This is a genomic window from Asaia sp. HumB (assembly GCF_030263835.1).
Lineage (GTDB): Bacteria > Pseudomonadota > Alphaproteobacteria > Acetobacterales > Acetobacteraceae > Asaia > Asaia bogorensis.
In genome coordinates, this window is the sequence record NZ_JARPML010000002.1 from 917809 (window position 1) to 942253 (window position 24445).

Genomic DNA, 24445 nt, shown 5'->3' on the forward strand with positions numbered 1-24445 from the left:
GTTTGCCCCCAAAGAAACTGTTTCCCTGCGGGCAGCCCTATCGCCGGGTGAGTCCGATGACCATCAACCGTGCCAAAGACACGGTCCCATGCCCTATCCGATCCTGCTCGAAGTCCCTGCCCCATGAGTGACCCGATCCTTCTCGTTGTTGACGATGAGCCCGCAATTCGCAGGCTGCTGCGCACCACGCTGGCCAGTCAGTCATGGCGCGTGCTCGAAGCTGGAACAGGCGAGAACGCGCTGCGGGTGGCCAGTGAAACACCGCCTGACCTCGTCCTGCTCGACCTGGGCCTGCCTGACCATGATGGGATCGAGATCCTGCGCAGGCTAAGGGCGTTGCATCCGGCCCTTCCGGTCGTGATCCTTTCTGTGCGCGATGATGAGCGGGGCAAGGTAGCTGCTCTGGAAGCCGGCGCCGATGACTACGTGACCAAGCCGTTCAGCATGGCAGAACTCGTGGCCCGCCTGCGCAATGCGCTGCGTCATGCCCTGCAGCAACAGGGGACAACGCCCCTCTTCACCTCCGGTGATCTGTCGATCGATCTGGTGAAACGACAAATCTTCCGTGCCGGGACCGAGCTGAAACTCTCTCCCCGGGAATGGGATATTCTGCGAATGCTCGTGCGCTACGCCGGGCGCGTTCTGACCCATCGCACCATCATGAGCGAGCTCTGGGGTGCCAGCGGTGATGTGCAGCAGTTGCGAGTCTATATCCGACAGATACGACAGAAGATCGAAACTGACCCGGAACAGCCTCACCACATCATCACCGAGACCGGTATCGGCTATCGTCTGGTGCAAGGGGAGTGAAAGCGAAATTCACCTCGCTTGGAGCAGTATCGCAATCGTAACGGCAACAGGCCATCGTAAAGAAAATTTTGTCTTTCACCGCCACTTTTCAAATTTACGAAATTAACCAAAAATATCAGTCATCACACCGGATATCAAATTCCAGTTTGATGGTGGCGCATCGAATACTTGCTGCTGCAGCAAGGCCTCAAGACAGACATCTTTCTGCCATTAATCTGTCGTTAATTGCGAATTGACTCTCATAACAAATTTGTGATCAAGTAACCGGGCGCTGGAGGAATGTAACGCCGCCAGGGCAGGAAGAAACGGGATCATGATGCGTGACGGAGCAGTAACGTTCCTGCCATGCCTCATGACGAAATCATTCGAGGGTGACATGGCAAACAGGTTCCGAAAGAGAGCGATGCTCAATCTGTTGCTGGCCGGATCGATGGTCGCAACATTCACCAGCCAGGCGGCTTTTGCCCAGCTTAACCCCGACGCCCTGCGTGAGGCGTTCCGCGTTGCGCCCCGCCCCGGCATGATGCCGCATGGCGCAAAACTGTATCCGGGCAGTTCGCTGAATGGCGTGCCCGGCTTCCCGTTGCCCACCATCCACACCCAGAAGGCCTACGACCCGCAGGACAGCTTCACGGCGCGATGGACGCGTGCCGATGCCATGCAGATCAAGGCCCATTCCGACACCTCGGCCGGTGCAGGCAAGAATTCGCTTCCCGAGCAGCTCGTCATGCCTGATGTCCCCGCCGATTTTCCGGCAACCAACCCTGATGTGTGGGTCTGGGACACTTGGACGCTCATCGACAAGAAAGCCAATCAGTTCAGCTATAACGGTTGGGAAGTTATTTTCTGCCTGACCGCCGACAAGAACGCCGGTTATGGCTTCGATGACCGTCACACCCATGCCCGTATCGGCTATTTCTACCGCCGCGCAGGCATCCCGGCGAGCCGTCGCCCGACCAACGGGGGCTGGATCTATGGTGGACACCTGATCCCTGAAGGGGCGCAGGAACAGGTTTTTGCCGGCACGACTTATACCATCACCGCCGAATGGTCCGGCTCGATGCGTCTGCTCGATCCCACGAGTAACAAGGTATCGCTGTTCTATACTGATATGGCATTCAACCGGAACGCGGCAGGCCAGGATATCACTCCCTCACAGGCGGTGATCACTCAAAGCCTTGGCCAGATCCATGCCGATTTCAACCATGTCTGGTTTACGGGCTTCACGCAGCACACGCCGCTTCTGCGCCCCGACGGCGTTCTCTATCAGAATGGCGCGCAGAACCCGTATTACAACTTCCGCGATCCGTTCACCTTCGAGGACCCCCAGCACCCGGGCACCAACTATATGGTGTTTGAGGGCAACACGCCCGGTGAGCGTGGGCTCGCCAACTGCACGGCGGAGGATCTGGGTTATCGCGCCAATGACCCGCACGCCGAGACCGTTCAGCAGGTGCTGAACACGGGTGCATATTACCAGAAGGCCGCCATTGGCTTGGCAGTCGCCGAGAATGGCTCCCTGTCGAAGTGGAAGTTCCTGTCACCGCTGATCGAAGCCAATTGCGTGAACGATCAGACCGAACGTCCGCAGATGTATATCAAGGACGGAAAGTACTACATTTTCACCATCAGCCATCGCACGACCTATGCGGCCGGTGTGGACGGACCTGACGGTGTCTATGGCTTCGTCGGCAATGGCATCCGCAGTGATTTCCAGCCCATGAACTACGGAAGCGGGCTGATGCTCGGCAACCCGACCAACCTGAATATTGCGGCTGGCACCGACTATGATGCCAACCCGGACCAGAACCCGCGCGCCTTCCAGTCCTACTCGCATTACGTCATGCCGGGCGGGCTCGTGGAATCCTTCATCGACACGGTTGACGGACGTCGTGGCGGTGCGCTGTCACCGACCGTCAAGGTTCGCATCCGTGGCGATGCGTCGATTGTCGACACACGCTATGGCAATAACGGCCTTGGTGGGTACGGCGATATTTCGGCCAATCGTGCCGACATCAATATCGTCGGTTTCATTCAGGATCTGATCAGCCAGCAAAAGCAGATCGGCCCGGATGTGAATGCCCGCATGAATGCCTTTCTGACCACACAACAATAAGCGTCTGGTGATCGGCCTGCCCCGTGCAGGCCGGTCACTTTCCTTTGGGTATCCTCAGCTTCGGGTGATGATGTCACAGCGCCATAAACGGTTTTTTTCTTGCGCAATACTTTGCGCGTTCTCCGGGCTCATCGCGCCCCTGACGGCCATGACGGCCTGTCCTGCCGCTGCGCAGGAGTCAAACCCGACAGGCAATTACTCGAATACCAAGATCGAGACACCGCAATGGCGTCCCGCGCTGCATTTTTCTCCTCGCGCGCACTGGATGAATGACCCCAACGGGCCGTTCTGGCTGGATGGGACATGGCATCTTTTTTATCAGTATAATCCGGATGGCATGGTGTGGGGTCATACCTCATGGGGTCACGCGACCAGTCATGACCTTCTGCACTGGCATGAGGAACCCGTTGCGCTCGCCGCTTCGCCCGGACGGGACATGTTTTCAGGGTCAGTCGTGGTGGATCGGGATAATCGCTCTGGTCTGGGCAAAAACCACATTCCGCCATTAATTGCGCTCTACACCACTGTTTTCTCGCAGGATCCGGCCCACCCTGACGGTACGCAGGCACAATCACTTGCCTATAGCCTTGATCGCGGCGCAACGTGGGAACACCACGAGCGCAACCCGATACTCACATTGTCTCCGGACTCACGGCAATTCCGTGATCCGTCAGTGGTGTGGTACGCGCCGGGGCAATACTGGGTCATGACGACCGTCGTCGCCGATGCGCAGCTGGTCAAGCTCTATCGTTCCCGCGACCTGAAGCACTGGGATTTTCTGAGCGATTTTCAGCCGAACGGTTATCGCAAGCCCGGCATGCTGTGGGAGATGCCCACGCTTGTCGCGCTCGATCTGGATGGAAATCGTAAGGACACCCGCTGGGTCATGATCGTCAGCGTCAATCCCTGGAGTATTGCCGGGGGATCCGGGGTGGAATATTTCACAGGCCGCTTTGACGGCACGAAATTTATCGCCGATCCTCTTCCTCCTGAAGGGGCCGATCCATCGGCCTATCACTGGCTCGATCATGGAGCCGATAATTATGCGGCCATACGCATTGCCAACACGCCAGATCTGTCGCCCCGCCTGATAAGCTGGATGAGCAACTGGGATTATGCTGACAAGCTCCCTACCGCACCCTGGCGCGGCCAGATGACCTTGCCAGTTGCGCTCTCGCTCAGGACACTGCGTGGCAAGCCGCATCTCTATCAGGCTCCGACACCCGAATACGACGCCCTCGTCGCCCGCTCTCCTTCCCGCAGATGTGCAAGTCATGTGCTGTCCGCAGGTGTAGTCTGGCCCCTGCCCGTACAGCACGAAGTGGAGGATATCTCATTGACCCTGCACAGCGACGGCAAGGGGCAGGCAGGCATCACGGTGCGTCAATCTCAAGATGCTCAGGAAGGGACGCGAATCAGCTATGATTTTGCCCGCCACCTGCTGTCGCTGGATCGCTCCCATTCCGGAGTGACCGATTTTTCAGGCAAGTTCAGCCCGATCCACATTGCCTCATTGCTCCCGCACAACAACACCATCACCCTGCACCTCGTGGTAGACCATTCCTCTGTCGAAATTTTCGCCAATGACGGTGAATTAAGGATAACGGATCTGATCTTTCCCCATGAAGGCAGCACGCACATCTCGCTGTTTGCGCAGGATGCCCCGGCATTGGTCAAGACTCTGCACGTCACCGGGCTCGATCATTGAACGGATGCTCAATGACCGCCATTCTGAAACAAAAGGCGTGCCGCACCCAACACGCGCTGCTGGTACGCCAGATTGAGCGCGATGGTATGCGAATGGTAATTACCGACCGCCCTCATGAGATCACCATGAGATTCATTGAGATAGAGGCGCATGATGGCCCCCGCTGCGCTGATATTATAACAAGGCTGGGTCAGCAGATTGCGGTAAACCCTTTGCGGCGTAGCATGGGTAAACTGCGCAATAGGCCCAAGCCACAACGTGTTGACCTGCATCACACCGAGGTCATCCGTTCCGTTACTATTATGACGCACCATGCCGTTACGACCATTTTCCGCCCCCAGAATTGCGGGAAGAACCCTGGGTGGCAAATGGTACAGGGAAGCAACAAAAATCATGCAGCTCGCATACGCAACGGCCATATTGCGCTACACTCCTCCCCGATTCAGGGCTTTTCATATCGGACACATTATTGATGCGCCTTTTTGATACGTTAGCACAGCCCCGTTGCGCCAAAACATGCGAATGGTCCGTCCGGACCACGCAGCGCCCCGACCAGACCGAAGGCGCCAATATCGGCGTTCCCTCCGATACCGACGAGGCCGGGTTCACGCTGCTCGAATTGCTGGTGGTGATTGCCATTCTCGGTTTGCTGATCGGTCTCGTCGCGCCCGCCGCATTGCGTCAGCTGGGTGGCGCACGCAATTCTGTTGCTCATCAATCCATTCAGCGGCTGGGCGAGGTTCTGGATCTGTATCGTCTCGACACGGGAAGCTACCCCAGCACTGAAGACGGGCTGCACGCGCTGATCGAACGTCCGCAGGACGCCGAGAACTGGAACGGGCCTTACCTCAAGGATAATGCTGACCCCAAGGACCCGTGGCACCACCCCTACCTCTACAGCAATCCCTCTGAACGACCGGGCCATGATTATGACCTCTGCTCGAAGGGCGCTCACGAAGCGACGAGCGATCGCGCTGCCATGATCTGCAATCCCTGAGCGCCCCCATGAATTTCGCGCTCCCTCTCCATACAGGCCTCGTCATCGCCTCGCCGTTCATCGGATCCTTTCTCGGTGTGCTTGCCTGGCGGCTGCCAGAGGGGCGCTCGCCTTTCTTTACCCGGTCACACTGCCCGAACTGCGATTGCGTGCTTGGCGCCCGCGATCTCATACCGCTGGTCAGCTACGCCATACAGCGTGGCAAATGCCGCTATTGCCAGTCGGCTATCGATGCGTTCCACCCGGCGATGGAAGTCGCGGCCCTGATCGTTGCGGGAGCCGCTGACTGGGCCGTGCATATGGCGCCGGATCGTCTCGACCTGACTCATCTCATGATTCAGGGATGCCTGTTTGGCTGGTGGCTCTTGTTGCTCGCAGCCATCGATTTGCGCAGCACAACCCTGCCGGATTGCCTGACTCTTCCCTTGCTCGGTATCGGGCTCGCCTTCGCAGCGCAGCATAGTCGCGCCGAGTTTCATCTGCACAGTCTGGCTGCCTTGCTGGGCTGGGCCGCATTTGGCGGCGTCGCGCTGCTTTATCGCAAGTTGCGGGCGCGGGATGGGCTTGGCGGTGGCGATGCCAAGCTGCTTGCCGCCGGAGGCGGGTGGCTGGGACCATTCATCCTGCCCGAGATCGTATTCATGGGTGCTGTCGTCACACTGGCCGGCGCGTGGCTTACGCGAAAAGCAAGCCTGAGCGCGCAGATGCGTATCCCCTTCGGCCCAGGGCTCGCCTTTGCCCTCTGGGGCGGCTGGTTGCTCAAGATCATCGGACAGTCCTATGGCTGAGCGTCAGCATGACGGCCGTCTGGAGGCGTTAGCTTCCCTGCTGGTCGACAGAGGATATTGCGACCATCGAGGGCTGGACCGCGCTGCACGTGCCGCAGAGCAGAGCGGCGGTCGCCTCGACCAGATCTTGCTGCAACTGGGTCTGGTGTCAGAAGCGCTCATGGCCAGAAGCTATGCTGAGTTGCTCGATATTCCTCTTGCAGGTGCTGATCATTATCCGGCCGATCCGGTTCTGACCGGGCAGCTCAAGACACGTTTCCTGCGTGATGCGCATGTTGTGCCGCTCTCGTTGGAGGGAAACATGCTGGCTCTTGCCATGCGCGACCCGCTGGACAGTTTCACGCCTGCGGCCCTGCAGGCGGCGACGGGACTGACCATCGCAACCCATGCAGCCCTTCCGGTTGAACTCGAAGCCGCGCTTGACCGCCTCTACCCGGATGAAAGCCGCGAGGCTGAACCCGAGCAGGCAGACGGCAATGCCCTTGAAGACGACGCCGAACGGCTGAAGGATCTGGCGTCAGAAGCACCCGTGATCCGTCTGGTCAACCAGATCATCAATCGTGCGGTCGAGACCAGGGCTTCGGATATCCATATCGAGCCGTTCGAGGACAGGCTGCGTGTGCGCTATCGCTATGACGGCATCCTGCATGAGGCGGAAACACTGGCGGCCCAGCTTGTGCCCGCCGTGCTCTCACGCGTGAAGATCATGGCGCGCCTGGATATTGCCGAACGACGCCTGCCTCAGGATGGACGGATCAAACTTGCCGTGCGCGGGCATGAAGTCGATTTTCGTGTGTCCACCATTCCGTCCCTCTATGGCGAGACACTGGTCCTGCGCGTTCTCGATCGGTCTGGCGCGGTCTTCGATTATGCCAAGCTGGGCCTGCAACCCGGCATTGTCGGGGGCCTGCGCAAGCTTCTCGAGCGGCCCAATGGCATCGTTCTGGTTACCGGGCCAACCGGATCGGGAAAAACCACAACACTCTATACGGGCCTCTCCGATCTCAATGCCGTCACGCGCAAGATCGTCACGATTGAGGATCCGATCGAGTATCAGCTTGGCGGCATCAATCAGGTGCAGGTCAAACCGCAGATCGGTCTGGATTTCGCCGCCCTGCTGCGCGCCATTCTGCGTCAGGATCCCGATGTGATCATGGTGGGTGAGATACGCGACCGGGAGACCGCCCAGATTGCCGTGCAGGCGGCTCTGACGGGGCACCTGGTTCTGTCCACACTGCACACGAATTCAGCATCCGCCGCCATCATACGCCTGCGCGACATGGGGGTAGAGGACTACCTCATGACCGCAGTGCTGCGTGGCGTTCTGGCCCAGCGCCTCGTGCGTCGCCTGTGCCCTCTGTGCAAGACGCCCTACACGCCACCTGCGGCGCTGGTTCAGGAATTGCAGCTTGATCGTTTTGCTTCGGGGGAGCCGATCACTCTTCATCAGGCGGCGGGTTGCGCCTCCTGCCGCCATACAGGCTTCCAGGGCAGGCTTGCAATCGCAGAACTTCTCGAACCCGATGAGGCCATTGAAAAACTCGTTTTCGAGAAAGCCGATCATCTCGCGATAGAACGAGCAGCCGTCGCAGCCGGCATGGAAACCCTCTTTGATTCCGGCCTTCGTGCAGCCGTTGATGGCCAGACCACCATCGAGGAAGTCATGCGTAGCGTGCGCGCTGTCGGTTGAATGTGGCGAGCGCAGCCCCCTCATGACGGAATTCCTCTACAGGGTCATTGACCGGCAGGGCACCCCGCAGCAGGGCACCCTCGTGGCCGACACGCGGGAAGACGCTGTCGCGAAACTTCGACGCCAGGGCTACATGCCCATCCATGTTGATGTTGCCGGAAAAGGCGCAAAAGGGCGCACTAGGTTTGCACGCGCGTCTGGCACGGGAGCCATTCCGCGCTCTGGCGCGCAGGGCTTCAGCCTGAGACGACACGGCGTGAAGCGCGGTGAACTGGCGAATTTGACACGCGAACTCGCTGTCATGCTCGATGCAGGGCAGGATATGGATCGTGCCCTGCGTTTTCTGATCGAGACCACGTCATCCCCCCGCATAGGCAGCGTCCTGAAAAGTGTTCGGGACAGGGTCCGTGACGGACAGGCGCTTCATTCGGCACTTGCCACGAGCCGGGGGGGGTTCCCCCCGCTCTATATCGGCATGGTGCGGGCGGCTGAGGCCACGGGAGATCTGGCCCCCACCATGGAGCGGCTCGCCGGGCTGCTCGAACGCGAACGCGCGCTGATCAGCACCGTCCAGTCGGCCATGATCTATCCCGCCATCCTCACCCTGACGGCTATCGGATCTGTCACATTGCTGCTCACGAAGGTCCTGCCGCAATTCATGCCGCTCTTTGAGCAGAACGGCGCGACCCTGCCGGCCTCCACGCGCCTTCTGACGGAGGCAGGCGCTGCAATCGGTCATTACGGCCTGGCCATGCTGGTCATCGTATTTCTGACTGGTTTAGGCCTGCGTCTGGCCATGCAACGCCCGGCCCTGCGTCGTCCTGTTGACCGCCTGCTGCTTCGTATGCCGGGACTCGGCCGTCTGGTCTCGGAAATCCTGGCCGCGCGGTTTGCCCGTATTCTCGGCACCCTGCTGGTCAATGGCGTTGCCCTACTTCCGGCACTGGGGATCGTGCGTGATGCGCTGGGCAATCAGGCCGCCAGCGCCGCCATCGGGACAGCCGCCGAAAGCGCACGTTCGGGCGCGGGGCTGTCAGCAACACTGAACGCCGCTGGCATTTTTCCGACAAGACTGATCCATCTGCTTCAATTGGGTGAGGAAACCGCACGCCTCGGCCCCATGGCGCTCAGGGCCGCCGATATTCACGAAGATCAGGCCCGCATTGCCATTCAGCGCCTTGTTGCCCTGCTGGTCCCGGCCATCACCATCGTCATGGGTCTGATGGTGGCAGGCATCGTCTCCTCGTTTCTCCTCGCCATGCTGAGCCTTAATGACCTTGCCCAGTAGAGCGCAGGCCGAGTCCGGCTTTACCCTGATCGAGATGCTGGTCGTGCTGGTCATTCTGGGAATGATTGGCGCCATTGTGGTCCGACACGGCGCCTCGCATCCTGCACGGCTCGAACTGCGTAACGCGGCGCGACAGATCGCCGCCCTGATGCGCGAGACCCATGCCCGCGCGCTCTATACGGGGCGTGCCCAGGAACTCGATATCAACCCGCTTTCCGGAAGCTATGTCATTACCCCGGCAACTGCGGGAGCCCTGCCCGCCATTACGATCACGCCAGACACGACAAGCGTGTTCCGCTTCTACCCGGATGGCAGCGCATCGGGCCCTGTGCTCGGGCTCAGCCGGGGGGCGAGCCGCATGACACTGGGCGTCAATTGGCTGACCGGTGCCATCGAAAGCCACGGCGGATGACGGTGCCAAAGGGCGCGCATCCTTCCTCCGAAAGCGGCTTTACGCTCATTGAGGTGCTGATTGCGTTCATCATCGTCGCTCTGGCGCTGGGGGTCGTCTATCGCGGCATGCTGGATGGCGTTGCGGCAGGACATGTCGCCACCGCCACGCGCGAGGCCCTCTCACGGGCGCGATCACATCTCGATGCCATTGGTCACGGCATGACCCCCGGTGCTTTTACCCAGAGCGGCGAGGACGGACATCATTTTCACTGGCGTGTCACCATGACCCCGCTGGAACATCGTGGAGGAACTGTCCTCTACCACGTCATCGTGACGGAATCCTGGCCTGACGCTTTTACCCTTTCCGGCCAGCGCGCCGTCACCCTGAGCAGCCTGTGTTCCGGCCCGGCGGAGGGCACGCCATGACCCCGCGCCGTGATGATGCGGCCGGGTTCACCTTGCTGGAGCTGTTAATCGCTCTGGTCGTGTTCTCTCTGGTGCTGCTGGTCCTGCGCCAGGGTTTCGATGCCGCCACGCGCCTGTTCGAGCAGCAACGCCAGACCCTGGCTGCACAGGATGATCTGGATGCGGTGGACAGGTTTGTAAGGCAGGTGGTTGCCAGTGCCGATGCAGGTAATGGACGCGAGGGGCCGCTCCTTGTGGGCACGAACCATCGCCTCACATGGCGTGGCCCCGTGCCCCGTGCCCTGCAAACACAGGCTGAGGCGATTTCCGGCGGAGGACGGGCAAACATCGCGCTTTTCGTGGATGACGCGCATCGGTTCGTGCTGCAGTGGTCAGCCTATCGGCATGTGATCGAACCCCCGACGCCTGTGGAACAACGGGTCCTGCTGAGCGGTCTCGAGGGCGTGGAGTGGCATTATTACGCATCCGGGCACTGGAGCCCGACATGGTATGGCAATACCCTGCCCGAGCTGGTGCGCCTGCGTCTCGTGTTCGCGCCGGGCGATGCGCGCCACTGGCCCGATATCGTGGTGGCACCCCGCCTGAATCCTCTACCGTGAAGCAAAAGGAAAAGGAGACATGGTGATGCAGCCTTTCCTTGTCTGGTGGTGGCGCCAGATCCGGGCCGTTTTGCCGGAACGTGTCACGACAGCGCTTGCCGCCGTTCAACGCCCGGTGGTTGAGGCCGTCGCCACTAACGACGCCCTGACACTCTATCTGCGCGAGCCGCGCAGCCGGATCATCATCGGAACTCTAGGGCAGTCGGAAACGCTGGATCTCGAGACCAGCGCGCAATATCGCGCCCTGCGCAAAGGCAAGGCACGCCATGCTGCCATCAGGCTTGTTCTGCCGGCAGGGCGCATCATGCAGCGCGATGTCACCCTTCCCCTCGCTGCGGAACAGGACCTCGCGGCCATTCTCGCCTATGAAATGGATCGCCTGACGCCGTTCGACGCCGAGGCGCTTTACTGGGACTTCATCGTACTCAGGCGCGACGAGGCGCTCGGACAGATCATGCTTCGTCTCTCCGTCGTTCCACAGGCATCGCTACGCCCCCTGTTCGAGCGTCTCCACCTGCTGGAAGCTCACCCGCACGCCATTGCTGATGAGACCGGAGAGACCCTGATCAGACAGCCTGTTGCGCGTCCTCTCGTGGCTCGCGTGAGCGACCCACGTCTCGCATTGCCTCTCGGCGGATGCACTCTGCTCGCCTGTCTCCTGCTAGGGCTGTTCTGGCATCAATCGCGTGTTCTCTCAGGATATGAACGCCAGATTGACGCGCTGCGCGGCCCGGCGCTGGAGGCCAGTGCGTTGCGTCGCACGATTGAAGACAGGCGCATGGGCGAAGGGATCGTGAACAGGGCGAGGCAGCGCCTTGGTGACCCGATGCAGATCATTGCCGCCCTGACCGATCTGTTGCCTGATGACGCGTGGTTGGCCGATCTGAGCCTGAAGCAGGGCCAGCTGATCATCAGTGGGCAGTCCCGTGATCCTGCCGGGCTGATACAGGGGCTTGGCACGTCGCCAGTTCTTCACAATCCGGGCTTTATCGCGCCCGTCACGCGCCTTCCAGGACAAAATGCCAGTGCGTTTTCAATACGAGCGGAAATTGGTCATCCCGTTGGCACACCCCATGCCGGAGCGAGACCATGAGGACACGGCTCCCATTGGCGCTGATGCGTCTGTCTCATGATCTGCCAGAAGGGCGCAGGGGACGAGTGCTGGCCCTGGTGCTCCTTCTGATGGCGGTCACCCTTGTCTGGCTGGTTATCGTCGGCCCGCTGATCAGGGTTTACAGCCAGTACGCCAGCCGCATTGCCCTGGCGCAGCAAACGACGGAGCGTATGGCCCATCTGCAAGAAATCCTGCCCCATTTGCGTCAGTCTGCCGCGCACCGTCCGTCATCGGCACCGCAATTGATCGATGGTGCGAGCGACACCATGGCGAGTGCCACATTGCAGGACAAACTGGCGCATCTCGCCAGCCAGTCTGGCATCGAAATCAGCAGCAGCGAGACGCTCGCCCAAATCAGGGAAGGCAGTTACCGGCGCATCGGATTGCACATCACGCTGTCTGCTCCCTATCCTGCCCTAATCCATTTTCTCACTGACCTCGCACAAGCCTCGCCTGCCCTCGTCGTGGACGGGCTTCATCTCCACGCATCCGAAGATGAGGGTCGCAGCGCCGATGCCCTGTCATGCGACATGGGGGTCTTTGCCTATCGTCGTGACATCGCGCTACCGGCCCGTCTCGCGAAGGAAACAGCTCCATGACAGCCCTCCTGTTCAAACGCTGCGTCATGCTCTGTGCTTTTCTGATGATACCCCATGCCGGGTTCTGCGCCGGTCCAACGCAAGCCGATCGGGCCACCTGGCAGGACCATAGCCTCGCCCGTCCACTCTTTGCCCCAACGCGACGCCCTTCCCCGACTGGCAATGCCCTGGCTGGTACGCCCCGCCTGACAGGTATTATCGAAAATGGGGGAGTCAGCCGTGCCATTTTCATGATACCGGGTCAGGAACGTGGCGTTATCGTACCGTTGCAGGGTCATATTGGTAACTGGCAGGTTATTGCGATCGGAAAAGGCACCATCACCATTCGCGAGGCCGGTCAGGACAGGCTGATGCGCCCCGATCGTGACCGGTTATCCGGCCTGTCGACGCCTGATCATACCCCTCGAAGCGAAAACCCGCCCGAGACCTTCTCGCGCGATGAGCTCTCGCGTTTCGCCCCTCCTGCCTCATCTGACACTCCCCCACCAGGTATGCCGCAATGACCGTTCTGCCCCGCGCCTTTCCTCCCCACTTTCTGTCACGCGGCAGACAGAATGCCCGCAAACAGGATTCCCTGCGCCTTGGCCTCGTTGTCCTGGCCGCAGGCCTGACCCTTGGCCTGACCGGGTGCGACAAGCCGGTACCCAAACCCAAACCCCTTGGTGGCCCGATGCCGCTGGGTGGATTGCAGGATACTCCGCAGGAGGGACGCCTCTCACCGGCCGATCCGACTGGCAAGGCGCGCTACAGCCTCGCTCGCCCGAACATTCCCACCCTTCGCGGAAACGGCGACACGGAAGGTATCGGTCAGGTTTCGCTGAATTTTGCCGATACGGATGTGCGCGACGCCGTCTCGCAGATTCTCAACGATATCCTGCACGTCAATTACGCCATCGATCCTGCCGTGCATGGACAGGTGACGCTCAGAACCAGCGAACCCCTGACCAATGCCCAGCTTTTGCCAGCGCTGCAGGTGATCCTGGCGCAGGTTCATGCTGTGCTGGTTCATGGTGACGGCCTGTATCGTGTCGTGCCCAGCCAGTCGGCGCCGGGTGCCGCGCAGGGTGCGCTGGCGGGCATGGCTGACAGCCTCTCGATGGGTGGCGACCTGATGGTCCCGCTGCGCTACGCACAGGCCAGTTCTCTCGCCCATGCCTTGCAGCCCTTCGTGCAGGGTGGCGCTCGCGTTGCAGCGATAGACAGCAGTAATGCCCTTATGGTGAGCGGAGACCCTTCGGCCCGCAACGCGCTGGTCGAGGTCATTCATGCTTTCGATGTGGACTGGCTGAGCAGCCAGTCCTACGCGCTTTTACCTGTCGACTCAGGCAATGCAAAGGACATGGCAAGCGCGCTGCAATCAGCCCTGCACGGGGCCGGTAATTCGCTCTCGAAGCTTGTGGACGTCCTTCCCCTTGCACGTGTCAATGCTGTGCTCGTGGTGGCACGCAACGCGCGCTATATCGAGGATGCCAGACGCCTGTTTTCTGTCATCGAGCAGCATCGCAGAGCAACTGTAAGAAGCTGGCATATTTTCTACGTGCAGAATTCAAGCGTCAATGACGTGACTTATACGCTTCAGCAGGCCTTCACCCCGGATAATGTGACAGCTACACCGCCCGGTTCTGGCAACAGCCAGACAGCACAGACCGGCATGGGAGGGGGATTGAATGGCGGCGGCCTTGGGGGCACCGGGGGGGGGCTTACCGGGGGCGGCCTGAACGGCGGAGGGCTGACCGGCGGCGGCCTTACAGGGGGTGGTCTGGGCGGAGGTCTAGGGGGCACCGGCACGAACACTTTTGGCCAGACAGGGCAGAACACGGCAGCCCCTGCAGGTCAGGCTGGCGGCAATGCGTCTCTCAACAATCCGCTTCTGGGTGGGCTCGACAGCTCAGGCGGCGGAGACCACAATACCGACTCACTCCGTATCCTCTCGAACGCACAGCATAACGCCATTCTGGTTCATGCCACGGATCAGGAAAGCGATACGATCGAGCAGATGCTGCGCCGTATCGACGTCATGCCGCTTCAGGTGCGTATCGACGCTGTTGTCGCCGAGGTGCAGCTCAATGACGCCCTGCAATACGGCACACAGTTCTTCTTCAAGTCTGGCGGCATCAATGGCGTGCTGAGCACCAACAGCCAGACCATCACAGCCGGGACACTCGCCACTGCCGCGTTCAGCCACACCCTGCCCGGCTTCATCATCGGCGGGGCAAGTGGTGGCGGTGCGCCGTTTGCTATCGATGCCCTGCAAAATGTGACCACGGTGCATGTGCTATCCTCGCCCCAGCTCATGGTGCTGGATAACAGGGCAGCACGACTTCAGGTCGGGCAGCTGGTACCCGTGCAGATCGGCTCGCAATCCAGCACAATCGGGACTTCCGTCTATAACCAGTTCACCTATCAGCCTACCGGCGTGATCATGGAGGTGACCCCCCATGTCAGCCAGAGCGGCCTCGTCACGCTGGATGTGTCACAGGAGGTGAGCTCTGTCAGTTCCAATGCAGCCAGCAACACCAGCAGCGCGGCCAATCCCACTTTCAATGATCGTTCGGTCAATTCGCGTGTGGTCGTGCAGGACGGGCAGACAGTGGGGCTTGCCGGGCTCATCACCGAGAACTCGTCCCGCGCCAATAGCGGCATCCCCTGGCTCAAGAACATCCCGGTTCTGGGCTTTCTGGCGGGAAGCCAGAATAATAGTCGTCAACGCACCGAATTGCTGATCCTGATCACGCCCCACGTCATCCATGACCAGCGCGATGCTGTGAACCTGATGGAAGATCTGCGCGACACTCACCCCAATGCTGCCGATGTGCCAGACGAGATGAAGTCGATGCACACGACCGGCAGCGCCGACCCGCAAAAACGCCTGCGCGAGAAACTCGGTCTGGATCGGTGAACACGAGGCAGCCAGCACTGGAGAGACCGGATCGCGGTTTCGCGCTGGTGATCGTGCTCTGGGCGCTGGCGGGGCTCTCACTGCTGACGGCCATGACCATCGCCAGCGCAGGCTCGGCCTTGCGTGAAACAAGGCTGCTGCGCGACACGGCCCGTATGGAGACACTCGCTGAAGGCGGTATCGCCAGCGCAGTCTTTCACGAAAGCGGGCCAATCGCCACACGCTGGCCACTTGATGGCACACCGCATGTCAGCCGGATTGATGGTCTGAAGCTCAGTATAAGCCTCTCAAGTCAGGCCGCTACGATCAATCCGAATGCTGCCCCCCTGCCACTTCTTACTGCGCTATTCGTGGAATGCGGTGCAACACCGGATCAGGCGGCAATGATCGCCCGGGAAATGGTTTCATGGCGTCGGCAGGCGCAGGACCCGAATGAGCGACAGCGTTATCTTGCCCTGGGATTACGCTATCTGCCGCCCCATGCCCCGTTCCAGTCGCTGAATGAACTGGCGCTCGTGCCTGGCATGACACCTTTACTCTTGGCTCGCGCAAGGCCGCATCTCTCGATTGTCCAGCCTGAGGAACTTCACACCCCGATCTCCGATCCTGTCACCCGACAGGCGCTGGCCCGCGCGAACCTCCCAGCCCTGGCTGCCGCAAGCGGCGACCAGAGGCACGCTTCCAGTTTCATCGCGACCGTCATCGTGTCCGATGAACACGGTGGCGCTTCCTTCCGTCAAGCTACACTTCTGTCCGATAATGGGCTCTCGCTGGCACGGATCATCGCAGAGCACCGAGAGAGCGATGATGCGCGCTGACCGAACGAGCACGCTGTGCCGCCAGTAGCCCAGCGGCTTCAGGCAACAGACAGACTTTTGATATGTCGCGCATAAAGCGCGCAAAGGGCGGCTGAATCGAGCCTTGCCTCGATGCTGTCGGCCCGGCTGGTCAGCAGGATGGGCACCTTGGCACCAAGCACGATACCGCCCGAACTTGCCTGCCCGAGAAAGCTGAGCGCCTTGACCACAATGTTCCCGGCTTCGAGATCCGGTACAACGAGGATCTGGGCGCAGCCGGCGACAGGTGAGGTCAGCTTTTTGATGGCTGCTGCCTGCGGGTCCACCGCACCATCCATCGCAAGCGGTCCATCGAGCAGTGCTCCCGTTATCTCTCCGCGTTCGGCCATCTTGCTCAGGCAGGCGGCATCGAGCGTTCCCTGAATACGCGGATTGATGCTCTCCACAGCGGAAAGGATCGCCACACGTGGTGCGCCATAGCCAAGACCGTGATGCAGGTCGATCGCATTCTGCACGATGTGCTGCTTGGTTACGAGGTCGGGGGTAATATTGATGGCGGCATCGGTCACGAAAAGCGGGTCGGTGCGCCCCGCTACCGTGACCATGAACACATGGCTCATGCGCCGTGATGTCCGCAGGCCACTCTCCTGTGCAACGACACCGTGCATCAATGTGTCTGTGTGCAGGCTGCCCTTCGCGAGGCCCTGGACCTCGCCTGCATGAACAAGGCCAATCGCGACCTGCACGGCGCGCTCTGGCGTTTCGGCCTCGACAATCCGGCAGGACGCTACCGAAAGCCCAGCCTCCTGCGCCGCACTGGCGATAAGCGCAGGATCGCCTATAAGAACCGGCTCCAGCACGCCATGTCGGGCCGCCTCAATGGCGCCGGCAAGGGCATGTCCCTCACAGGGCCAGACGATCGCATAAGGCACAGCACCCAGCCCGTCCGCTTTGGCAATCATCCCGTCGAAAATCGTTCTGCGCGTGCAGGAGGCAGGGGAAAGTACTGTCGTCATCGCGCGACCTTCTTCCGGTTCGTTTGTCTGTCTGGTGTCAGGGGCGCAGGTTTGTGCGGTCACTGCACATCCTCCCAGTGAGGCAGGAAGCGCCTGCCATCACGTGAGGCCATGTCCTCATACAGGCGATAGCGTTCCAGCGCCGCGGCCTGAGCCTGATGCAGCAAGTGCTCCGCCTGCTCCGGATTGGTTCGCGACAGGGTTTTGTAGCGCAGTTCGCGATAGGCATATTCCTCGAACGGCAGACGCGGGCGTGTTGAATCGAGCTGGAACGGGTTAAGCCCCTCCTTGCGCATGGCCGGGTCGAAACGGAAGAGCGGCCAGTATCCGCTGGCCACCGCCCTGGCCTGCTGCTTCATGCCGTCGCGCATGTCGATGCCGTGGGCAATGCACTGCGAATAGGCAATGATCAGCGACGGACCGTCATGAGCCTCGGCCTCGCGTATGGCCGTCAGAGCCTGCTCGGGATTGGCTCCAAGGGCGATCTGCGCCACATACACATTGCCGTAGGAAACCGCCTGCAGACCTAGATCCTTGCGCGGCACGCGCTTGCCGGAGGCGGCAAATTTTGCCGAGGCACCAAGCGGCGTGGCCTTGGAGGACTGCCCGCCCGTGTTGGAATAAACCTCGGTATCCAGCACCAGAATATTGACGTTCCGGTCCTGAGCCAGAACATGGTCGAGGCCACCATAGCCGATATCATAGGCCCAGCCATCACCACCAATGATCCATACCGAGCGTTTCACAAGGTGATCGGCAACCGACAGCAGCATGACCGCCGATTTATCAGTAGAACCCTCGAGTTTTCCCTTCAGGGCTGCCACGCGGTCACGCTGAATGGCATAATCCCATTCATCTTCCTGCGGGGCATCGAGCAAGGCATCGGCAAGATCGCCACCGATCGTCTCACATAGGCCCGCAACCAGATCGCGCGCCAGTTCGGTCTGCTTGTCGATGGCCAGCCTGAAGCCAAGGCCGAACTCCGCATTGTCCTCGAACAGAGAGTTCGACCACGCTACGCCACGGCCCTGCGCATTCGCCTTCCATGGATGGGCCGGCGTATTACCCGCAAAAATGGCAGAGCAGCCTGTCGCATTGGCAATCTGGAGACGATCGCCGAAAAGCTGCGAGACAAGCTTGAGATAGGGGGTTTCACCGCACCCGGCGCACGCTCCACTGAACTCGAAGAGCGGCTCGAAAAACTGTACGCCTCTTACTGTGGTCGGATTGACCTGATTGCGATCCATTTCCGGAATGGTCTCGAAAAAGCGCATGCTGGCCCGCTCACGGTCGAGCAGAGGCAGCTTTTCGGTCATGTTGATGGCGCGCTTCTGGGTCTGGGCATCAATCGAGGGGCAATTATCCACGCACACGCCGCAACCGGTGCAGTCTTCGACATAAAGCTGAAGGGTGTAGCGCGTCTCGGGGTAACCTCGGGCATTGACTGGCGCTGACCGGAAACCCGTGGGCGCCCCCTCCAGCCGGGCCTCGTCATAGGTCTTGGCACGTATCACGCTATGAGGGCACACGATGCTGCATTGTCCACACTGAATGCAGGTATCCGGCTCCCACACAGGGACTTCGATGGCGATATTGCGTTTCTCATAACGCGTCGTGCCCCCGGGAAACGTGCCATCAACCGGCATGGCACTGACGGGTATCAGCTCGCCGCGCCCCGCCATAATCTCTGCTGTGACCCGGTGCACGAATTCCGGGGCCTCGGCGGGCACGATGGCAGGCATCGGGCGCGTTCCCTGTGCCTGCGCCGGGACGGATACCTCATGGAGGGCTGACAGGGCAGCATCAACCGCCTTGTTGTTGAGGGCGACGATTTTTTCGCCTTTCGCGCCGTAGGATTTGCGAATGAAAGCCTTGATGGCGCTGATTGCCTCTGCTTCAGGCAGAACCCTTGCGAGATGGAAGAAACAGGTTTGCAGCAGGGTGTTGATGCGTGGCCCAAGACCGATCTCAAGCGCGACACTGGACGCATCGATCACATAGAAGCGCAACTTCTTGGCGATGATCTGATCCTGAACCTTGCGCGGCAGGCGCTCCCAGACCGTGTCCGGACCGAAAGGTGAATTCAGAAGGAAAATACCCCCCGGATTGGCCGCACCCAGAATGTCACGCCGAAACAGGAACTCGAATTTGTGACACGCGACGAAATCCGCATGGCGGATCAGATAGGGCGCGTTGATGGGGCTGGTGCCGAAACGCAGATGCGAAGCTGTCTCTGCGCCCGATTTATGGGAGTCATAATCGAAATAGGCCTGGGCATAATGCCCGTCGATTTCACCGATGATCTCAACGCTGTTCTTGTTGGCGCCCACCGTGCCATCCGCGCCCAGTCCATAGAACAGACAACGCGTTATATTTCGGGGCTCGATATCGATAGCCTCGTCGAATTCGAGACTCAGATTCGTCACATCATCGATGAGACCGACCGTAAAGACGGGGCTCGGATCAGGCTTTGCCAGCTCGTCATAAACCGCCTTGACCATACCGGGGTGGAAATCGCGTGACGACAGGCCATAACGCCCGCCAATGACACGCGGCATATGAGGAAATTTCCCCGTGGCCACCGCTTCGGCCAATACACCCACGATATCCGCATGAAGCGGCTCCATCGGTGCCCCCGGCTCCTTGGTGCGATCCAGCACCGCAATGCGCTCCACTGTCGTCGGCAACGCTGCAAGAAAGGCTGCAGCGTCGAAAGGCCGGTAAAGGAGCACCTGAATGGCCCCCCGTTTCTCCTGCGGGTCACGTTCGTTCATCCATCGCATGGTTTCGCGCACCACTTCGGCACCCGACCCCATCGCGATGATGACATGGCGCGCATCCTGCGGGCCGTCATAACGGAACAACCCGTACTGACGCCCGGTCAGAGCGGCAAAGCGGTCCATGGCAGACTGCACGAGAGAAGGCGTGCGCAGATAATAGGTGTTTACCGCTTCACGCGTCTGGAAATACGTGTCCGGGTTCTGCCAAGTGCCACGAATGAACGGATTATCCGGCGTCAGCGCGCGGGCACGATGCGCGTGCACGAGCGTCTCGTCGATCATCGACCGGATCTGGTCATCAGGAACCAGTTTCAGCGAATTGTATTCGTGAGAGGTCCGAAAACCATCCGTGAAATGGATAAATGGCACGCGTGAAGCGAGCGTGGCGGCCTGGGCGATAATTGCCAGATCATGTGCTTCCTGCACCGAGGCTGCACCCAGCTGGGCAAAACCTGTCTGGCGAACGGCCATCAGATCCTGATGATCGCCAAAAATAGACGACGCCCCGGCTGCAAGGGCGCGTGCTGCCACGTGCACCACGGTCGAGGTCAATTCGCCCGCAATCTTGTACAGATTGGGGATCATCAGCAGCAGACCCTGCGAGGCCGTGAAAGTGGTTGTCAGCGCACCGCTTTGCAAGGCGCCGTGCACACAGCCTGCCGCACCGCCCTCGGCCTGCATTTCCTGCACGATAGGCACATTGCCCCAGAGATTTTTCAGCCCTTCACTGGCCCAGCTATCGGCTGTTTCGGCCATGGGTGAGGAAGGCGTGATAGGGTAGATCGCGCAGATCTCGTTCACGCGATACGCGACGTGAACAACAGCAGAATTCCCGTCCAGAGTAGTCATTTCACCAGGTTGGGGTTCGCCGGATTGCAGGGCGGTATTTGCGTTATGGCTCATCGTCTTGTTCTCTTTTCCCGCCTTCAGGCGCGCACCACGAAGCGCTGCGGCGTCAGGTCGACCGCGGCCTCCGCGCAATCGGCATCATTGTGTTCAGGCGTCATCACGATGGCATGGCACGGGCATTGTCCGGCGCAATCGCCACAGCCGGTGCACAAGGTCTCGTCCACTGCATAGCCCCTGCCCGGCCCCAGTCGGGTGATGGCCTGCTCGGAGCAGGCAGCAAAACAATTGTCACACTCAAAACAGTTACCGCATGACAGGCAGCGACCCGCCTCATGACGCGCCTGCGTCTCGTTCAGCCCCGCAATGATCTCCTCAAACCCCGTGCGGAGCGACGTGGGCAATTCGGCGCCCTCCTCGCGCACGGCCATCATTAGAGCAGGCATGTGGAGCATGTCGAAGGTCACGATCTCGGCCGGCGCGTCAGGCACGGATTTTTCCTCCCGCAGATAGGCATCAATCGCCCGGGCGGCCTTCTTGCCGTGGCCGGTCGCGGTGGTCATGGTGCGTGCTCCTCGCACACAATCGCCACCGGCAAACACGCCGCGTGCGCCCGTCATGAAAGACGGATCGATCTCCAGCCTCTCGCCCTTGTCGATTGTGATATCGCTCATGTCAGAGCAGAGCGAAAAGTCACTATGCTGGCCAATCGCAAGAATGACGCTGTCAGCTACCAGCCTCTCTCTATCCGGCGCACAGCCATCCGCTGGCGGACGTATGGCACCGGTCTGGGGATCGAGTTCAACATGCTCGATCTCGACACCATCATGTCCATAACGGGTCACGACGCTGCAATAGCGTATGGTGACACCTTCTGCCTCGGCGGCCTCGCGCTCTTCTGGCAGGGCGCTCATATGGGCCTCGTCCCGTCGATAGACCATAAAGACCTTCTCTGCGCCGAGACGGCGTGCCGTACGGGCGACATCCATGGCGACGTTGCCACCACCAACCACCACCACAGTACGGCCAAGCTCGGGCCGCTTTCCTTCACGCACGGCATGGAGGAGGTCGATCGCCTCGACAGGCTGATATCCAGCCTCGGTGGCCAGCGGCATGGTCAGGGCGCGCGCCGCCCCAACGCCCAGAAAGACAGCGTCGAAAGTGCCCTCTTTCATGGTCTGGGCGAGATCCGTCACAGGCGCATTGCAGTGCAGACTCACGCCCGGCATTGACAGAACGTCACCCATTTCGCGTTCGAGAATATTTATCGGCAGGCGATACGCCGGAATACCATAGGCCAGCATGCCTCCCGCATGAGCCGAGGCCTCGCGTATCTCAACCTGATGACCCTTCCTTGCCAGATGATAGGCACAGGACAGACCCGCAGGCCCCGAACCGACAACGAGCACTTTCTTACCCGTGGCAGGCTTACAGGCGACCCGCCAGTTTTTCTCGGCGGCCATATCACCCAGAAACCGCTCGACCTCATGGATCGCCACAGCGTCATCCATCTCGGCGCGGTTACAGCTGCTTTCACAAGGGTGATAACAGGCACGACCGTGAATGGCGGGAAACGGGTTCTCCGTTTTAAGCAGATGCCAGGCGGCCTCATACTCACCAGCCTGAGCCAGAGCGAGCCAACCCTGGATATTCTCCCCAGCAGGACAGGCGTGGTTGCAAGGTGGCATGAGCGACACGTAATCCGGACGGCGCGATCGTACGCTTCCCACTCCGACACGCGTGCCAACATGCAGGGCCCGATTGAGTTCACGCAGCTTGAGCGCCATGGAAGAACCTCATTCTCTCTTCCGGCCAGACTGATCCGAATGACCGCATGGCTCGGGGGAATATCCTGACTGGGAGAGGAACAAGATAATCACCCCCTCTTGCTCAGGTTACCGAGCGCTAACCCGGCGAGGGGCAACCGTCATTGAGGCACATCAATCCTTCAGCGGTTTATTGAAATAATCAACATCAATCATGAGTATTTTCTAGGATTTACAAGAAACCACTACAGTTCCCAAAAAAATTGAAAATATTCATCAAGTTTTATTGTGAGATGCTCTTTCGGGAACATACTTCACACCGACCGCACAGCCTCCATATTAGGCTTATTCGTTCGATAAGCGCTTCCCGAAAAACGATAAGAACAATCATAACGGAGTTGCCCTCATGAGCACGGCACAAGACAACACAAAGCCGCTTGCCGGAATCAAGGTCATCGATTTCGGTGGTGTGCAATCGGTCCCTTCGGCTGCCCAGCTTCTGGCCTGGTACGGAGCCGATGTCATCAAGGTTGAGCGGACCGGCGTAGGCGATGTGACCCGTCGTCAGCTGCGCGACATCCCGGATGCCGACGCGCTCTATTTCACCATGCTGAACAGCAACAAGCGCTCGATCGAGCTCAACACAAAAACCCCCGAAGGACGTGAGGTTTTCGAGAAGCTCCTCAAATGGGCCGATATCCTGCTTGAGAATTTCCGCCCTGGCGCCATGGATCGCATGGGTTTTGGCTGGGACGTCCTGCATCAGCTCAACCCGCGCCTGATTTACGGCACGGTAAAGGGCTTTGGCGACGCCTCTCCCTGGTCGCACATCAGTGCCTATGAAAACGTCGCACAATGCGCCGGCGGTTCGGCCTCGACTACGGGTTACTGGAATGGCGCGCCGCATGTGGATGGTCAGGCGCCCGGCAATTCGAATGGCCCGCTCATTTCAGCCGCGGCGCTCGGTGACAGCAACACAGGCAATCACCTGCTGATCGGCGTTCTGACGGCCCTGTTTGCCCGCGAGCGCAGCGGAAAAGGCCAGAAAATCAGCGTTTCGATGCAGGATTCCGTACTGAATCTGTGCCGTGTCAAGCTGCGTGACCAGCAGCGTCTGGAGCGCGTGGGTTATCTGGAAGAATACCCGCAATACCCGGACGGAAAGTTCGGCGACACGGTGCCACGCGGTGCCAATGCAGGCGGTGGTGGCCAGCCTGGCTGGATCCTGAAATGCAAAGGCTGGGAGACGGACGAGAACGCGTATATCTACTGCACCGTGCAGGAGCAGAACTGGGGGCCGACATGCGAGGCCATCGGCAAGCCTGAATGGGCCACCGACCCGCATTATTGCACGACCAAGGCACGTGAGACCCACATGTTCGAGATCTTTGCTGCCATCGAGGCCTCGCTTGCCGACAAGGATAAATACCAGGCCGTAGCCCATCTCTCGAAATTCCGCGTGCCCTGCGCGCCGGTTCTGTCAATGAAGGAAATTGCCGAGTCCAAGGACCTGCGTGACGCCGGCACGATTGTCGAGGTCGAGCAGCCGGTACGTGGATCGTTCCTGACCATCAATCCGATCAAGTTCAGCGACTTCACTCCGGAAATCACCGCTGCCCCGCTGCTTGGTCAGCATACGGATGAGATCCTTGCCGAGTTCGGTTATTCGGCAGACCAGATTGCCGATCTACGCTCGAAGAAGATCGTCTGCGCCTGACAGACCCACCGGAATGTCCTGAAAAAACATTCCGGTCCTGTCCCCCCCAGGAATACCAAGCCCTTCCTGCGCCGCCGCCTTTCAGGACGGCACAGG

The 24445-nt window shown here is 60.1% G+C and carries 20 protein-coding genes; 16 read left to right on the forward strand and 4 right to left on the reverse strand.

Features of this window, described 5'->3' with window-relative positions; all coding sequences use genetic code 11:
* The first annotated feature begins 123 nt into the window (after window positions 1-123).
* From P5689_RS05255 to P5689_RS05265, 3 genes are all read left to right on the forward strand, one after another.
* Window positions 124-810, forward strand: a complete 687-nt coding sequence (locus P5689_RS05255) for a response regulator transcription factor (protein WP_285532363.1) — start codon at window positions 124-126, stop codon at window positions 808-810.
* A 376-nt stretch (window positions 811-1186) separates the two neighbouring features.
* Window positions 1187-2926, forward strand: a complete 1740-nt coding sequence (locus P5689_RS05260) for a glycoside hydrolase family 68 protein (RefSeq protein ID WP_336718095.1) — start codon at window positions 1187-1189, stop codon at window positions 2924-2926.
* A gap of 148 nt (window positions 2927-3074) precedes the next feature.
* Window positions 3075-4634, forward strand: coding sequence for a glycoside hydrolase family 32 protein (locus P5689_RS05265; RefSeq protein ID WP_285532364.1), 1560 nt, complete (start codon window positions 3075-3077; stop codon window positions 4632-4634).
* An 8-nt stretch (window positions 4635-4642) separates the two neighbouring features.
* Here P5689_RS05265 and P5689_RS05270 read toward each other — a convergent pair whose 3' ends face one another.
* On the reverse strand, window positions 4643-5053 hold the full coding sequence (locus tag P5689_RS05270) for a lytic transglycosylase domain-containing protein (protein ID WP_285532365.1): 411 nt from the start codon (window positions 5051-5053) through the stop codon (window positions 4643-4645).
* A 53-nt stretch (window positions 5054-5106) separates the two neighbouring features.
* Here P5689_RS05270 and gspG point away from each other — a divergent pair, with 53 nt between their 5' ends.
* From gspG to P5689_RS05330, 12 genes are read left to right on the forward strand one after another with little or no spacing between them, the layout of a single operon-like run.
* Window positions 5107-5631, forward strand: a complete 525-nt coding sequence (gene gspG / locus P5689_RS05275) for a type II secretion system major pseudopilin GspG (RefSeq protein ID WP_285532366.1) — start codon at window positions 5107-5109, stop codon at window positions 5629-5631.
* Between the two features lie 8 nt (window positions 5632-5639).
* Window positions 5640-6419, forward strand: a complete 780-nt coding sequence (locus tag P5689_RS05280; RefSeq protein WP_285532367.1) for an A24 family peptidase — start codon at window positions 5640-5642, stop codon at window positions 6417-6419.
* Window positions 6412-8109, forward strand: a complete 1698-nt coding sequence (locus P5689_RS05285; protein WP_285532368.1) for a GspE/PulE family protein — start codon at window positions 6412-6414, stop codon at window positions 8107-8109. The genes P5689_RS05280 and P5689_RS05285 overlap by 8 nt, the downstream gene beginning before the upstream one ends.
* Window positions 8110-8131: 22 nt before the next feature.
* Entirely contained in the window at window positions 8132-9397 is a 1266-nt protein-coding gene (locus tag P5689_RS05290; protein ID WP_285532369.1) for a type II secretion system F family protein, read from the forward strand.
* Entirely contained in the window at window positions 9381-9809 is a 429-nt protein-coding gene (locus P5689_RS05295; protein WP_285532370.1) for a prepilin-type N-terminal cleavage/methylation domain-containing protein, read from the forward strand. Before P5689_RS05290 ends, P5689_RS05295 begins: the two co-directional genes overlap by 17 nt.
* Window positions 9806-10216, forward strand: a complete 411-nt coding sequence (locus tag P5689_RS05300) for a type II secretion system protein (protein WP_285532371.1) — start codon at window positions 9806-9808, stop codon at window positions 10214-10216. The genes P5689_RS05295 and P5689_RS05300 overlap by 4 nt, the downstream gene beginning before the upstream one ends.
* Window positions 10213-10815, forward strand: coding sequence for a prepilin-type N-terminal cleavage/methylation domain-containing protein (locus tag P5689_RS05305; RefSeq protein WP_285532372.1), 603 nt, complete (start codon window positions 10213-10215; stop codon window positions 10813-10815). The genes P5689_RS05300 and P5689_RS05305 overlap by 4 nt, the downstream gene beginning before the upstream one ends.
* Window positions 10816-10840: 25 nt before the next feature.
* Window positions 10841-11908 carry a PilN domain-containing protein gene (locus P5689_RS05310; RefSeq protein ID WP_285532373.1) on the forward strand — a complete coding sequence of 356 codons (1068 nt, stop codon included), beginning with the start codon at window positions 10841-10843 and terminating at the stop codon, window positions 11906-11908.
* Window positions 11905-12528: a type II secretion system protein GspM gene (gspM, locus tag P5689_RS05315; protein WP_285532374.1), complete on the forward strand. Its 624-nt coding sequence runs from the start codon at window positions 11905-11907 to the stop codon at window positions 12526-12528. Before P5689_RS05310 ends, gspM begins: the two co-directional genes overlap by 4 nt.
* Window positions 12525-13031, forward strand: coding sequence for a general secretion pathway protein GspN (locus P5689_RS05320; protein WP_285532375.1), 507 nt, complete (start codon window positions 12525-12527; stop codon window positions 13029-13031). Before gspM ends, P5689_RS05320 begins: the two co-directional genes overlap by 4 nt.
* On the forward strand, window positions 13028-15427 hold the full coding sequence (gene gspD, locus P5689_RS05325; protein WP_285532376.1) for a type II secretion system secretin GspD: 2400 nt from the start codon (window positions 13028-13030) through the stop codon (window positions 15425-15427). Before P5689_RS05320 ends, gspD begins: the two co-directional genes overlap by 4 nt.
* Window positions 15424-16245, forward strand: coding sequence for a type II secretion system protein GspK (locus tag P5689_RS05330; protein ID WP_285532377.1), 822 nt, complete (start codon window positions 15424-15426; stop codon window positions 16243-16245). The genes gspD and P5689_RS05330 overlap by 4 nt, the downstream gene beginning before the upstream one ends.
* 38 nt (window positions 16246-16283) lie before the next feature.
* Here P5689_RS05330 and P5689_RS05335 read toward each other — a convergent pair whose 3' ends face one another.
* From P5689_RS05335 to P5689_RS05345, 3 genes are read right to left on the reverse strand one after another with little or no spacing between them, the layout of a single operon-like run.
* Complete coding sequence (locus P5689_RS05335; RefSeq protein WP_285532379.1) at window positions 16284-17240, reverse strand: bifunctional enoyl-CoA hydratase/phosphate acetyltransferase; 957 nt, start codon at window positions 17238-17240, stop codon at window positions 16284-16286.
* A 59-nt stretch (window positions 17241-17299) separates the two neighbouring features.
* Entirely contained in the window at window positions 17300-20923 is a 3624-nt protein-coding gene (nifJ, locus tag P5689_RS05340; protein WP_285532380.1) for a pyruvate:ferredoxin (flavodoxin) oxidoreductase, read from the reverse strand.
* A 23-nt stretch (window positions 20924-20946) separates the two neighbouring features.
* Window positions 20947-22653 carry an NAD(P)-binding protein gene (locus tag P5689_RS05345; RefSeq protein WP_285532381.1) on the reverse strand — a complete coding sequence of 569 codons (1707 nt, stop codon included), beginning with the start codon at window positions 22651-22653 and terminating at the stop codon, window positions 20947-20949.
* Between the two features lie 385 nt (window positions 22654-23038).
* Here P5689_RS05345 and frc point away from each other — a divergent pair, with 385 nt between their 5' ends.
* The gene (gene frc, locus P5689_RS05350; RefSeq protein WP_285532383.1) at window positions 23039-24349 is read left to right on the forward strand and encodes a formyl-CoA transferase; all 1311 of its coding nucleotides are present in this window, start codon (window positions 23039-23041) and stop codon (window positions 24347-24349) included.
* Window positions 24350-24445 lie beyond the last annotated feature (96 nt).